Raw genomic sequence first — 14,550 nt, forward strand, 5'->3', positions numbered from 1 at the left:
TCTTGTACGTTAAGTCCGCAGATCGAATCTTCCCGTCACCGAATTAATTAAAAACCTTGAAATCGGTCGGTGAAATGCCTACATATTTGCGGAATTGCTTATAAAAATATCCTGTCTCCCAATATCCAACGTTTCTTGCGATCTCATGCACCTTCAGATTGGAACTGCGCAGCTGCTCCTTGGCACGCTCGATCCGGTATTTATTAATGTACTCGGCAAAGGTCTCTCCTGTCTCCTTGTGAAACAGTTGTCCAAGATACACGGGATGCAGATGGTAATGAGCCCCTAACAGCTTGAGAGAGAGCTCTTCTGCGTAATGTTTGTCAATATGCTGAAGCACTTGGCTCACAATCGGGTTTTTCAGATCCTGCAGCAGAGATTCGATCGTCTCGCTCCCCACTTGCTGAAGGGCCTGCACCAGTTCGGCAAAGGTACTGCTATCCAGCACCCGTCTTAATCCCTTTTGGTAAATGACAGACTCATCCGTATGCTTAATGCTCTCCAGCTCCATTTTGAAACGAATAACCAATTCGAGCGCCGTATGCTGCAGTTCCACAGGAGTCATCCCGTCGCGATACTGTTCAAAATCCGTTTGAATTCGTTCTGAAAGCTGTTCGGTATTGCGGGATAACATCAGCTTGGCATATTCCTTCCAGTCGAAGGAGAAACGACTGCCAGCACTGCTTCCCGTTTCAAGAATCGCATGATCGATCACTTTAAGATCAGGGTAGATCATCACATACTGGAGAGCGCGCTTGGCTTCTTTGTAACTCGCGGGTGCCTGATGAATGCCCTTCGCCATGCTCCCCATACCAATATAAACCGACGGGTGCGCTTCTGAGATCTGCCTGGATAAACAGGTGACACAATCCATGAACATCTGTCTATCGACCTGCTGCTCGTCCACACTCGCGATCATGACGATATCGCCATCCAAATCATGAAAAGTACTCACATAAGGCTTGTCTGCAAGTAAACGCTGCACTTGATCAAAGATGCCCGGCTCTTCTCCCTTCGTACGGAGAATGGCAATGCCATAGCATGGACCATCAAGTGTAAGATTCATGAACAAAGAACGCTCTTCGAATTCCGCCGTTGCGATCTGGCCCGTCAACCATCGATGAAGAATGTTGTCCTTCAAAATTTGAATGCCGTAGGCATCATAACTTGTTTTTGCTGGCGCTTGATCCAGCTTGGAGGCCGTGTTGCGCAGCGTTGATTCCAGTTCCTCCACATTGATCGGCTTGAGCAGATAATTTTCGATCCCCAGCTGCATCGCTTCCTTCAAGTATTCGAACTCATTGAATCCGCTGAGAATAATCACTTTAAGGTCAGGCTGGACACGTCTTGCTTCCCGAATCAGATCCAGTCCATTCATAACGGGCATCGAAATATCCGTGATCAGAATGTCGACAGGTTGGGCAGACAGCGCTTGGAGCGCCGCCTGGCCATTGCCGGCATGGTTTACAATTTCCATTCCAAATGAAGACCAATCCACAATTTCGTATAATCCTTCAATGATGAACGGCTCATCGTCCACAATAAACACGTTGTACATGCTAAACACCTGTCCCTTCCGTATGAGGATAACGCACCCTGATCAGGGTCCCTTCTCCAAGCGTACTTTCTATCGACATTCCAAACTCCGGTCCATACAGGTACCGCAGACGACTGTGCACGCTGCGCAGCCCAAACATTTGTCCTGATTCCTCCGGACGATCGAGCTCTTCACGAATTTCAGCCAATCTGGCAGGATCAATGCCTTTGCCATTATCTCTGACTTCCACCTGCAGCACATCGCCAATCTCCTCCACCACAATGGACAACTTGTTATCCGAGCGTTCCGTCTGGATTCCATGCACGACATAGTTTTCAATGATCGGCTGCAGGGACAGCTTGACCACAGGATGTTGATTATGCACAGGGTCCAATTGAATCGTATAGGTGAAGATATCCTTATAACGGATTCGAAAGAGTTCCAGATATAGACGGCAAGCCTCCATCTCATCCTTCAATGTATAGTTTTTCTTCTGCTGAACAAGGCTCTTGAAGAGCACCGATAAGCTGTAGATCATCTCACCCACATCCCTTGCCCCCTGGGAAATGGCTCTCATACGAATCACTTCAAGCGTGTTATAGAGAAAATGAGGATTAATTCTGGCCTGCAGAGCAACCAGCTCTGTCTCTTTTTGTTTGATCTCGGCCTTGTACACCCGCTCAATATACAAGTTAAGTTCATCCAGCATATCGTTAAAGCTGTGCGAGATCTGTCCAAGCTCATCGTCACGGGTATCATCAATCCGTGCACTCAGATTGCCATACTTCACCTTCTGCGTAAATCGGATAATTCTCCGGGTCCGCTTCGCAAAATTAATGATAAAAAACGCCGGAACGAGCACAGCAAACAGGGTACTTACGATGCTAATTGAAATAATGGTATTCCGAATACCTGCATAGGCCTCAGCCATCTCTTCCACAGGAACCGTGGCCACAATCACATAGCCCTGGTCTGCCGAGACAAACTTGTTTACATACATGTTTTTTTCCTTTTTCATTGAGTCCATATCGGTCTGATCAAATAGCGAATCTGCAACTTCAACATAAGGATACTTCTTGCCGTAATACTGACTGCTGGAGTCAAATAAGACGTTACCTTTGGCCGATAGTACCACTATTTCTCCCTTAAAGTTGCTCTCATAACTATCAAGCGCATTTCCAATGCCTGCAGAGTCAAAAAAAACGAGGAACTGCCCCAGGTTCCGCAGCGTCTGTGTATTGTTGATGGGAACACGAATCGCATATAGGTCCGGGCTCCATTCATTGATCTCTTTGCGAATCCAGTAGTTCGGTGCACTGATATTAGGCGTCTCCATGGCCATTACGTCAGGAATATAGGAATGGGCTGCGTTGGTGTCCAGCTTCTTGAATTGCTTATTAGGGCTGAACATGGACATGTCCTGGCGCTCTGCACTATATAACATCAACTGATGGATATCCGCATTTCGATCCATGATATTCTGGAAATGTTTCAATACATCTGCGGAATAGTCATCCTGATTGGCGTAATATCCATTGGTCAGATGCTGAACATAATCTGCATAGGTATGGCTCATCAGATAGGAGATATTGGCTGACAGTGCTTCGTTCTGATGCATATCTCTCACCATATTTTGTACGGACTCATACTGCTGATGAATATATCGGTCCACACTTTCCATCGCAGCCTTTTGGATAGCCAGTTCACGGCGGATCGTAGAGTCGGACACCGATAGAAAGATGATATACGACAGCGTAATAATCGTCACAATCGAAATCATCGAGAAAATAAACAGCATTTTCATAAACATATTATTTTTGAAGAAATTATTGTAAACGCTAACAATTTTCAAATCGCAAGTTCCCCCCGATGCGGTTGTCCTGTCTGAATTATATCATTTGCCCTCTGACATTAACTTCTCACCTTGAACTTTTCTTTAGTTTATACCTGCCTTTCTTTAATTTCGCCCTATTTGAAAATGCTTTCATGCTCTATCGTTAACCATAAGTTTATATTTGTGTAAACGAATACCTTACATTCAGTCCACTTGAAGGAGGAACAGCATGACACGCAAACTCAAACCGAAAGGCATCATTCCCAAGGTAACTGCACTGGCCATCACATCAGCTCTGGTCGGTCAGTTAGTCGCCTCATCTGTCTATGCGGGGGATACACTTCCCTACACAGGTGAAAGTGCCAAAGGCGCCAATCAGCCCTATCAGCATGGCTACACTTCAGCCCAGATTCTGAATTGGACACCCGAGAGTGACATCTATGGAGAACTGCTTCGTGCACATGTACCATTGCAGCCGCGTAATGATGCCTTTGCCGCCACGCAGGCCTACCCCGAACTTAGCCCGGATACCCAGCTCTTTACGATGAGTGGTGATTACGGCAATGCGTTCTTCGACAGTACCCCTTATACGAACGAATTCAGCCAGTATCTGTTCAATTATTGGCAATATACAGACTATTACAGCTACTGGCATGGCATGGCTTCTGCCGGAGTGCCGGAAGAGCTGTATGACCCGAATAAGGAGTGGACAGAGCGATATTTCGAGTTCGGTATTCTGAACATTCCGAACCCGGCTTACACCAATGCTGCGCATAAAAACGGCGTTCGCTCCATTGCCAATATCTTCTTCTCCGATAATGACCGTGGTCCTCAAACGTACAAGCAGATGCTCGTACAGGATGAAGACGGAAACTTCCCCGTCGCTGTCAAACTGGCCGAGATGGCCAAGTACTACAATTATGATGGATACTTCTTCAATCAGGAAGAGGTAGCGAGGGGTGTTGCCCCTGAAGATATTCCATCCTACAAAAAATTTATGCAATATTTAAGAGATCAGGGTCTGTATGTTCAGTGGTATGACTCGACCATTAATACGACAGGACAGATACAATATCAGAATGAGTTTAACGAACTCAACAGCCCATTCGTACAGGACACGGCTCTCGGCAGGGTTTCGGATTCCATTTTCCTGAACTATGTCTGGAACCATGAGATGCTGCAGGATTCACGCGATCATGCCGTCAGCCTTGGACTGGATCCGCTGGAAACCGTCTTTGCCGGAGTTGAAGGCGGCCATGACCGGTTTGGACGGTGGAAACAGCTCTATGACCTGCGCAACAATCTGGATCAGAACGGTCAGCCGATGAACAGCATAGCAACGCTGGGTGCAGATTTTACCCACAATGCCCTTGATGAAGAGATGGGCGATGGAAGCACCAATCACAGGGCTGAAGACGAATATCAGTGGATGACCTTTGTGAGAGACCGTGCCTGGTGGTCCGGACCGAACCAGGACCCTACCGAAGCCCGCCGCAATGCGTCGGTTGATCTGTCGGATGTCTACGCTTCTGGCGCCAACTGGGACGGCATAGCCGCCTACCTTACGGAACGTTCCGTCGTTAATGGTTCAAATTTTACTACGAACTTCAACACCGGACATGGTCTGCAATATTACGAAAACGGGAAGGTATCCAATGATTCCGAATGGTCCAACATCAACATCCAGGACATCCCTGTCACCTGGCAGTGGTGGATGGATAGCGAAGGGGATGCGCTGAGTGTTGATTTTGACTATGGCCCTACTTATGAAAAAGGTGCCCGTTACCAGTATGATTCCATTGGAGCCTTCAATGGCGGCAGTTCTCTTGTAGTTAATGGTGATCTGAACGCGGAGAACTTCCTGCGTCTGTACAAAACGGATCTGTCGGTTAATGCGAAGTCTACATTGGAACTCACTTATAACAAACCATCGAAGAGCGATACGTCCACCCTGCAAGTCGGTTTAATTCTGGAAGATGATCCATCCCATGTGGTCAAAGTCAAAGTCCCGGATTCAGGCAAACAAACGAAAGGCTGGACAACAGCTTCCCTGGATTTGAGTGCCTATGCGGGCCAAAAAATAGCGGCTTTCGGACTGGTATTTGACCCAAATGGGACAACAATCGAAGATTATCAGATGAACATCGGTGAAATCCGTATCTTCGATGGATCTGCGGCCAAACCAGATGCTCCTACAGGTTTCCATATCGCCAAGTCTCTGACCAATACAGATGAACTCGTTGTGGAATGGGATATGGAAGACTATTCGAAGGTTAAGCAATACAATTTATATGAAAATGGATCCTATGTTGGCGGAATATATGATTCCACTTATTACATTAAATCTTTGAAGAATCGTTCTGGTGAGCTATCTATTCGTGCCGTAGGCGCAGATGGCCGTGAGAGCGAGCCTGCAACCCTGTCCTATAATTTGGATGCAGCCGTTCAGGATATTCAAGTGAAATTTAACAAACAGGGCGACGCCACTGTCAGCTGGAAATACCCTAAGAAAACCAAAGGCAAGGAAGCGATCGAGCTCACCCTACAAACCGAATATACGAATGAACCTTTCACAAAGACCGTTCAGGTCAAGAAAGGAAAATCTTCAGCTGTTCTGACGGGATTGCCAACGAATGGTGAACACTACGTGCTCAACATTGCCATAGGCAAGCAACAACCAGTCACAGTTACTGGACAACTGGCTGATCATCAGATTACACCATACGCGAAGGAAAAGGTCACGGTAAATGATGGAAAATACACGCTTGCCCTGCCTGATCTGGAGGACTGGTACAAGATCTATGTTTACGAGAATGAAGTACCTCGCGAGTTCGGGGTGACTTACGTGACGCAAAAATTCCCGTATATTATCCGGGGAAGAACCAAGCTGAGTGAGATGACATTCACACCGACTTCCAGCAGCAGCTCACTCAAGCTCGTGATCGAAGATTATGCCGGCAATAAAGCAACCACCATCTTAAGATAGATGATTTCAGCAAATGAAAGATTAATGCTGTAAGAAAATTAAACCCTAATTAGCAGCAGCCCTTTCCACTTTCAGCAGAAGGCGGAGAGGGCTTAATTCATAGGATAAGATATGTACATGGCACTATTCGCAGACAGGCGCAAGCATGCAAAAAGGCGAGCCTCCTTTAATTAGGGGACTCGCCTTGGGTCTCTTTTATAAACAAGAAATTTTATGAAGTTCCTTTTTGCTTGCTCGCCTGCATCTGCTGGGCGAATCGCATCATCTCTTCGAACTCTTCCTCGGATACTCCATCGCTTTCAGCGGCAACATCCTGAACAATCGGGATTTCGGGTTTGGCTTTGGCTCCTTTGCCGTATGTACGGGAACGGGTTCCGGCTGCTCCAGCAGCCTGCTTGCCTTTTACCTTGGCCTGGTCACGAATATATTGGACTGCCTTCTCATATGAATTGACCTGCTTCAGCAGCATATTGGAAGCGATCGCTTCAACGAAATTACGGTTAATCCGCTGTTCTCCGCCAGACACCAGAAGCTGCATCAAGTAATGGATAAGAACATTAATGACTTCACCAGGCAGCTTATAGCTCAGATCAATTTTCTCAAAGATATCGACCAGATTATCCGGTACGGCTCCTGGGAAAAACGTCTGCAACAGCCGTGTATATGGTTCGTTACGAAGCATCATATTGTATTGATGAATATCGCATTTGGTTGCAAACTGCGGTGGAACCTCCACATAGTATTCCATCTGCACCACATGTTCCACTGGCGGTTCCCCGGAATCGCTCTGCTGCTCAGGCTCGTCCAGATGCTGCCTCAGGGCGACCACTTTGGCTGCCTGTACGGTCTGCTGCTCCTGCCGTTTCTTCGTCTGACGGAACTGCAAGCTTGCCCTATGCTGAAGATCGTCCAACATTAGCTGTCCTTGCGGACTGAAGATATCATCCTCATCCAGTAAACGGCACACATCCTGTACACTGAGATTAAACTTGTTCACCACATAATTCACAATGCCCAGCTGCTCATGATCAAATCGGAGCTTTTCCACATGACGACGGTTCACCGACTCGCGCGGAAAACGCAAAATAATGTCGGCATAGTTCAACGTAAGCTCTTCCGCCGCGACACTTGTCCCACTCCGCTGTGCGGATGTGGATACTTCCGAAAGCGCCTGCTCCAGCTCGTAATCTATAACATGCGTATTCAGTTCGAATATATCGTAAAAAGGAACTGAAATATTTTCTTTGCTCGCTGCAGGATAAGGTGCGTCCCCGTTCTCCACTGCCGAAAATCCCGAACGCAGGGAGAGAACGGCAAACTTGCCAATCTTGTCACGAAGCAGCAGTGTCAAATGCTGTGTACGGAAAAATTCTGCCGGTGACAGCGGTGGCTGCAGCTCATATTCATAGATGTAATCATCATTCTCCGGAATGTAAAGGCGTGACGTCTGAAGCAATCCGACCGCTTCCAGCTTGGAAGCCTGCTCCACCAAATACTTGCGGCCCTTCTCACTTGGCTCGAGTCCAAGTGTCATGAACAACTTTCGCTGCTGTTCAAGGGGTGAGTAACCGACCTGTTCACCGGGAAGATGCTGAAACAACAGCCGATACAAGCCAATCGCGAAAGCACCTACCATGGGCTGATATGCTCCGGTAAGCATACGGTCGTCCAGAGCACTAAGTCCAAACTCCCTGTATACGCAGTAGCGATGATGTTCAGTATAATGCAGCAAATTCTTCATGCGCATGGCTTGATCTCCTTCTCCCCAAAAGTGTGTTTATCTATTCTATCATAAATGCCTGATCTTCAAATGTTCAAAAACAGGTAAAAAGATGGCCTGTTCTCGCTCCGTTTCGTCCTAGGTCGACAGCATTCACGTTTTCGCAGAGTTGCTAGAATACTATAAAAGCTCCAGCCATATAAAACAAGTGAAACTATTTAGAAATGGTTATCCACATGTGTATGCAGCTCAGCGGTTCGTTCATGACTATTTTTCATAAAATATGACAAAAAGCCCTCCCTTTGCTCGCGTAAGCGGTTACGAGAAAGGCAAGACTCTTTGTTTCAATTAGCCATGGCAGTCAGGCCATGATATGAAGCTCCAGCCTGTTAGAACATTTTATACCCGCCCAGTCGAAGTTTGCGAATGGTCCAACCACTGATGATTGCGCCTGCGAGCCCAGCCACACCGGTCAGATAATCGACGATCTGGAATGAGCCCAGATGGGTCATCAGTGAAGCCGTGTGATCCCACAAGGAATACACCACGACAGGCAGGATCACAATGATGAACAGGTAAGAAGGAAACCATGTAGTCTTCATCAACATATTCAGAATGAAACCGATCCCAAACATCATCACGAAAAATAACACCATTAATACCAGCACAGGTATAAACTGCATCGGGTGACGTTCACCTCTTCTTATGAATTCAGGGCTTATTTTGCATAACTTACTGTATTTTCTTCTCTGGCTAGTAGATAGTGTACCGCAAAAAATGTGGCGAAGCAACGAACTTTCTGGATAAATCCTCCTATATTCATGTTCTCTTCATTTGCCCTTGTGCTCAATGTTGGGATACAATGTAAACGATATAGTTTTTCTTAACCGTCCCTCATGGGATTTGGAAATATAAACTGCAGGAGGAACAGAACCAATGAACGAAGCCGCATCAACACTGGAGGGCTGGTATGCCCTGCATGACTTCCGCTCGATTAACTGGGCCGCTTGGAAAGCAGCCGATGACGAGGAACGTGCCGTAGCACTGGACGAGCTTCAGGAGTTTTGGAAAGAATGGAAGGATGTCGAAGATTCCTCAAAAGGAAGCACTGTGGTCTATACTGTAGTCGGCCAAAAGGCTGACCTTGTCATGATGCACCTGCGTGAAACCCTTGAGGACCTCAAGGCCGTCGAGAACGCGTTCAACAAAACGATGTTTGCCCAATACACCACCAAATCGTATTCCTACGTCAGCGTCGTGGAACTGAGCAACTATCTTGGCAAAGAAGGCGAAGATCCGATGCAAAACCCGGAAATCATTGCACGTCTCAAGCCGGTATTGCCAAAGCGTCAGTACATCTGTTTCTACCCAATGAACAAAAAACGCGACCTCGCCGACAACTGGTACATGCTGTCCATGGACGAACGCCGCAGCATGATGCGCAGCCACGGGATGATTGGTCGCAGCTATGCCGGTAAAGTTAAACAGATCATTACCGGATCCGTAGGTTTCGACGATTGGGAATGGGGCGTTACCCTGTTTGCAGACGATGCACTCCAGTTCAAAAAACTGGTTTACGAGATGCGGTTTGATGAAGTTAGCGCACGTTATGGCGAATTCGGTTCGTTCTATGTGGGAAGCCTGCTGGGCGAAGGTTCGCTGGAAGACATGTTGAAACTGTAAGTAAAACACAAAGCACCGAGACACTCCCCAAGGGGAAAGTCACCGGTGCTTTTTTATGGTATTCATTTTATCCCAAAATGTACAAACTCCGAATTAGTCCCGGTCCTCTTCTTCTTCCAATGCCTTGAGCGATTCCAGAAACTCGGCCGTGGCCCGGTCACGATCCCGTCCCTTTTCCTTCAACCGCTCAATTGCGGGCAGGATAAGAATGTCCACTTCCTTTTGCACAATATAAGCCAGGTCATACTGGTTCTGCTCCTCCAGATAACCCCCTACCTGCATCAGGGCGTTATAACGATCCAGCTCATCACGTGTAAGCAGGCCGCGAACTTGAACACTGCAATGTCTCATCCAAAAAACCGCCCCTTCTTCAGCACAAGCGGGATTCCACCGATGATGAACAAATACCGGAGATCCACCAGTTTCTTCAGCTGGGCAGCTTTCCAGCCCTTGTATTTTTTACCGCCAACCACAGCAATGGCCTCCCCTTTACCGAGCGAAGCAACCGTTCCCTTGCTGGTAAACACGAAGGGCTGTGGCTGTTTTTTGCGAATGGCAGCGACAACGTTTTTGGCGCAGTTCACACCTTGCTGCATGGCAATCTGGGCTGTTGGTGGATAGGGACGTCCTTCCCCGTTAAATACGAGTGAATTGTCACCAATAACATAGACATGCTCATGTCCGGGAGCTCGCAGATATTCGTCCACTTTTACCCGGCCGCGCATCACTTCAAGTCCAGCCTGTTCAAGCAGCGCGTTACCGCGGATTCCACCGGTCCAAACCACCGTGGCAGCATCAATTTTTTCACCTTCACCCACAATGACACCATCCGGCAAACATTGCTTGATCGGAACACCGATTTTGAAGGTTACGCCTTTCTTCTTGAGCACACTCATTGCATGCTCTACCAGCTCCGGATCGAAGCCAGGCAGGGCTGAAGGCGCTGCCTCTACGTTGTAGATATGCACATTTTTCGGATTTACGTCAAATTCCTTGCACAACTGCGGAATGCGGTCAGCAAGCTCCGCCACAAACTCAACTCCGCTGAAACCTGCCCCGCCCACTACAAAACGAATGCGGTTACGTTTGTTATCGTTTTTGTACATGGCAAACTGATATTCGATATGCTCACGAATGAGTCGTACCGAGTTGATGCTGCGAATGGTCATCGCATGATCCAGCATGCCCGGAATACCGAAGGTCTCCGGTTCACCGCCGAGTCCAATAATCAGATAGTCATAAGATAACGTTCCATCTTCCAAAATGACCTTGCGATCCTGCAGACGTATCTCCTTCACCGACGACTTGACCAAATCAATCTTGAATTCATCAATCAGCTTGGAAATCGGCACCCTCGCATGCTCAATCGAATCCGTACCGGCTGCTGGCATATGTAGGTGTGTTGTAATATAGTGATAATCATGCCGATTCACCAATGTGACGTCGGCTTCATTATAATTTAATTCCTTCTGCAGCCGCTGGGCTGTTAAAATCCCGCCATAGCCCGCGCCGAGAATGACGATTTTGGGAATGCTGCTCATGTCTTAACCCCTTCCGGTTTCACTCACATCATCTACTTTTTACACATATTGTATCTTCATTCGGGTAGCATACCTTCAGCTGTACTTACTACAAAAATATGGATGAGGTCTTATCCATATGACGACAAATGTTAACTTCACGAATTTATTTGAATATTTTGTATGTACATGTCCAATTAAAGTTGTGAAATTATACACAAGAATCAACAAATTACAGGTCTTGTCTTCGTTTTACAAATTGGCTTTTATTTAGACAAAAAAACACATAGTACAGGTCAAGAATATCTGTATTTCTGGTAAATATCAAGGTTTTTTTTGTTATCTTTCATAACCTTTCATTTCCAATTTCATCCTATTCTCACCTGATCTTCATCAATTGTTCCCAAGTTAGTCCCGTTACCAACTTTGCAACCCAGTTTACACCGTTTATAATGAGAAAGACAGTTCAGCAACAAACGCTGGCTACATGAGGTATCCGGCTACATTATTTCTGTTAACTACCTATTAAAATAAGAAAGGTGTTGTTGATTCTTGACTGCACAAACTGCCGGTCATGACATGACCGATTTACTTATTATTGGTGGCGGCCCTGCGGGTCTGTTTGCCGCATTTTACGGAGGGATGCGTCAGGCATCCGTTACTCTGGTTGAAAGCATGCCACAACTTGGCGGACAATTGGCTGCGCTATATCCTGAAAAATACATTTATGACGTTGCAGGGTTCCCCAAAGTGACGGCTCAGGAATTGGTAAACAACCTGATTGAGCAGATGAACCACTTTAACCCCAATATTCGTCTTGAAGAGAAAGTAGTATCCGTTGAAAAATTGGACGAGCGTCATTTCATCGTCAAAACCGATGTGAACGAATATCATGCCAAAGCTGTAATTATCACTGCCGGTGTTGGTGCCTTCGAACCGCGTCGTCTGGAACTTGAAGGTGCAGCCAAGTTCGAAAAATCGAACCTGCATTACTTCATCAGTGATCTGAACGCCTTTGCCGGCAAAAAAGTACTGATCAGTGGTGGCGGTGACTCTGCCGTAGACTGGGCACTTATGCTCGAGCCAATCGCAGAACAAGTAACCCTGATCCACCGTCGTGACAAATTCCGTGCACATGAGCACAGTGTGGAGAACCTGATGAACTCCAAAGTCAACGTGGTTACACCTACGGAGATTACGGAGCTGCACGGAGATGACGCTATTACCAAAGTCACGCTGTCACACGTCAAAACCAAAGAAACACAAGAAATTGACGTTGATGCCGTGATCGTCAACTTTGGATTTGTATCATCGCTCGGGCCTATTGCCGAGTGGGGTATTGAAATTGATAGCAATTCCATCGTTGTTGACTCCCGTATGGAAACATCCATTCCAGGCATTTTTGCTGCCGGAGATATTACAACATACCCAGGCAAGCTGAAGCTGATCGCTGTTGGGTTCGGTGAAGCACCAACCGCTGTTAACAACGCGAAGGTTTACTTCGACCCGGATGCGAAGTTGTCCCCAGGACACAGCAGTAACATGAAACGATAGTTTTACGCGAATCACATAAAAGGTACAAAAAAGGGTATCTTACTCCTGAACATTCAATATCAGGAGGGATACCCTTGTCTTATATATGCCCGCTGTGTAACGGTCTGGTTGTACCGGAGCAGGCTTGTCCCCACTGCCTTCAGGGACTGTCAGAATGCGGCAAATTGGAAGATTACACCGGACCGTACAGCCCCTATTCGTTACAGACTTCCATGGTTGAGGAAGACGGAAACGAAAACGGTTGCATGCATATGTTGTACTGTCACCATTGCCATACAAGCACCCTCTGGTCTGTAGCACAATGGGACATGTCCGGAAACCTGTAACATTGCCTGCAATGAGGATCTCTAGTGAAGAATGGCAGATACGTCGGTACCCAGTTTGCGCTTATGGATTTCTGCCAATAGCAGCGCGATGAAATCTCTCTCGAGATTAAGCTCAATCGCCTTATGGTAGGAATCCAATAACATCTCATCGGATAACATAGCCATTTCCCGCCACAACCTTTCCTTTTTTTTCCTCAAAACTATCATATCAGAGATTTATAAAGAGAACAAGCGTTCTGTTATCCACAAGGTTTTGTGGAAATCCTGTGCATAGGTTGTTGATAAATGGTAAAAATGTTGATTAAGCAACGTGGATAATGTGGATATTACTTATGCACAGGATCGTAACGTTTCTATTAGAACGAATGTGAGAGAATTTTTTTTAGCTTCAACTCATAGTTTTAAGACTTATTCCGTGTAAATTACCCAATTTGCTTTTACTTCAAACGTTTTCCAAAATATTTTCTCTATATGTTTATCGGTGTAATCTTGGTTTTTTTTATATTTTTTCACTTTTTTATTGAGGTCTGGTGTTCACTTCTAGAATCCATATCTTCCCGGAGTGATCGAGCCCATAATCGAAACCGAGTTGACTTACACCTGGAAATTGCCTTTCCATAATCTGAGTGCATGTCAACGTCAATGAACGCATCTCCCGACGTTTGTGTCTGGTGGATATATGAGGGAGGGATAAACCAAGGGCCCTTCTGCCCTGCAGCATCGTGCCGCCTTTGCTCAGATTGGTTACACACAATCCGGGACGAGCCAAACGCCCTACCATGGAACGGAAAACCCAGCCTCGCTCGGTTTTGACGACTTTCACCCTGTAATCCACAGGCCTGCCCTGTATCGTTGCCAAATGAATTCCCTGTTGGATCAGGTATCTCCGTCTGACTTTAATCCGTACCAGCGAGCGATACATCTGGCCGTAGTTGGTAAATGTACGTGTAACTTTCATATGCGTATAGCGGTAGTTCCCTCCGCTTGTGGATACCCTGATAACACCATAACCTCCGCCACCGACTACAGGTTTGATATACACCATTCCATAACGGCTGAGCATGTGCAGCAGATTCCTGGAATTAAATGCCATTGTCTGCGGGATATGGACAGCAGCTACCGGATATTTCAATAGCGCTGCCGTCTTCAGCCATTTGCTTGCAAGCTGTCTTGACATGGGTTGATCTCCTTTCCTGAACAATGGTCCTTCCATATACATACTCAACAGAAGCCGTCGCCTCTTGGATGTCTGTCCAAGGCGGTTGCCCCTTTTCCGTAAGAAGTGTCTATAGGCTTGTTTATAGAAAGGCACACACGCCTGGTTCACTTTTCAAACGCATCAATCTGTCGTATGCTACTAAGGAATGTAATGGAAAGGCTTAAATATGAG

Annotated in this window: 12 protein-coding genes; 4 read left to right on the forward strand and 8 right to left on the reverse strand. The window is 46.6% G+C overall.

Going from position 1 to position 14,550, the window contains the following annotated elements:
- Window positions 1-43: 43 nt before the first annotated feature.
- Entirely contained in the window at window positions 44-1,558 is a 1,515-nt protein-coding gene (locus CHI14_RS24375; protein WP_095292074.1) for a response regulator transcription factor, read from the reverse strand.
- Between the two features lies 1 nt (window position 1,559).
- The gene (locus CHI14_RS24380; protein WP_481856452.1) at window positions 1,560-3,389 is read right to left on the reverse strand and encodes a sensor histidine kinase; all 1,830 of its coding nucleotides are present in this window, start codon (window positions 3,387-3,389) and stop codon (window positions 1,560-1,562) included.
- A 211-nt stretch (window positions 3,390-3,600) separates the two neighbouring features.
- Between CHI14_RS24380 and CHI14_RS24385 the strand changes: the two genes are divergently transcribed.
- Window positions 3,601-6,357, forward strand: a complete 2,757-nt coding sequence (locus tag CHI14_RS24385; protein WP_095292076.1) for an endo-beta-N-acetylglucosaminidase — start codon at window positions 3,601-3,603, stop codon at window positions 6,355-6,357.
- 211 nt (window positions 6,358-6,568) lie between these two features.
- Here CHI14_RS24385 and CHI14_RS24390 read toward each other — a convergent pair whose 3' ends face one another.
- Both CHI14_RS24390 and CHI14_RS24395 read right to left on the reverse strand, forming a co-directional pair.
- The gene (locus CHI14_RS24390; RefSeq protein ID WP_095292077.1) at window positions 6,569-8,104 is read right to left on the reverse strand and encodes a replication initiation and membrane attachment family protein; all 1,536 of its coding nucleotides are present in this window, start codon (window positions 8,102-8,104) and stop codon (window positions 6,569-6,571) included.
- 362 nt (window positions 8,105-8,466) lie between these two features.
- Window positions 8,467-8,760, reverse strand: coding sequence for a YuiB family protein (locus CHI14_RS24395; protein ID WP_095292079.1), 294 nt, complete (start codon window positions 8,758-8,760; stop codon window positions 8,467-8,469).
- Window positions 8,761-9,013: 253 nt separating this feature from the next.
- Between CHI14_RS24395 and hemQ the strand changes: the two genes are divergently transcribed.
- Window positions 9,014-9,760, forward strand: coding sequence for a hydrogen peroxide-dependent heme synthase (gene hemQ / locus CHI14_RS24400; protein WP_095292080.1), 747 nt, complete (start codon window positions 9,014-9,016; stop codon window positions 9,758-9,760).
- Window positions 9,761-9,853: 93 nt separating this feature from the next.
- Here hemQ and CHI14_RS24405 read toward each other — a convergent pair whose 3' ends face one another.
- Together CHI14_RS24405 and CHI14_RS24410 are read right to left on the reverse strand one after the other, a co-directional pair.
- A complete protein-coding gene (locus CHI14_RS24405) occupies window positions 9,854-10,111 on the reverse strand; it encodes a hypothetical protein (protein ID WP_095292082.1) in 258 nt (85 codons plus the stop codon).
- Window positions 10,108-11,301: an NAD(P)/FAD-dependent oxidoreductase gene (locus CHI14_RS24410; protein ID WP_095292084.1), complete on the reverse strand. Its 1,194-nt coding sequence runs from the start codon at window positions 11,299-11,301 to the stop codon at window positions 10,108-10,110. Before CHI14_RS24410 ends, CHI14_RS24405 begins: the two co-directional genes overlap by 4 nt.
- 558 nt (window positions 11,302-11,859) lie before the next feature.
- Between CHI14_RS24410 and CHI14_RS24415 the strand changes: the two genes are divergently transcribed.
- Together CHI14_RS24415 and CHI14_RS29795 are read left to right on the forward strand one after the other, a co-directional pair.
- On the forward strand, window positions 11,860-12,834 hold the full coding sequence (locus CHI14_RS24415) for an NAD(P)/FAD-dependent oxidoreductase (RefSeq protein WP_212677026.1): 975 nt from the start codon (window positions 11,860-11,862) through the stop codon (window positions 12,832-12,834).
- A gap of 74 nt (window positions 12,835-12,908) precedes the next feature.
- Window positions 12,909-13,160, forward strand: coding sequence for a hypothetical protein (locus CHI14_RS29795; RefSeq protein WP_141236728.1), 252 nt, complete (start codon window positions 12,909-12,911; stop codon window positions 13,158-13,160).
- Window positions 13,161-13,181: 21 nt separating this feature from the next.
- Here the strand turns inward: CHI14_RS29795 and sda are convergent, their stop codons facing one another.
- A complete protein-coding gene (sda, locus tag CHI14_RS24420; RefSeq protein WP_017692430.1) occupies window positions 13,182-13,325 on the reverse strand; it encodes a sporulation histidine kinase inhibitor Sda in 144 nt (47 codons plus the stop codon).
- A 352-nt stretch (window positions 13,326-13,677) separates the two neighbouring features.
- On the reverse strand, window positions 13,678-14,337 hold the full coding sequence (locus CHI14_RS24425; protein WP_095292087.1) for a YheC/YheD family protein: 660 nt from the start codon (window positions 14,335-14,337) through the stop codon (window positions 13,678-13,680).
- Between the last annotated feature and the right edge of the window lie 213 nt (window positions 14,338-14,550).

Source organism: Paenibacillus sp. 7516 (genome assembly GCF_002272715.1).
GTDB lineage: Bacteria > Bacillota > Bacilli > Paenibacillales > Paenibacillaceae > Paenibacillus > Paenibacillus illinoisensis_A.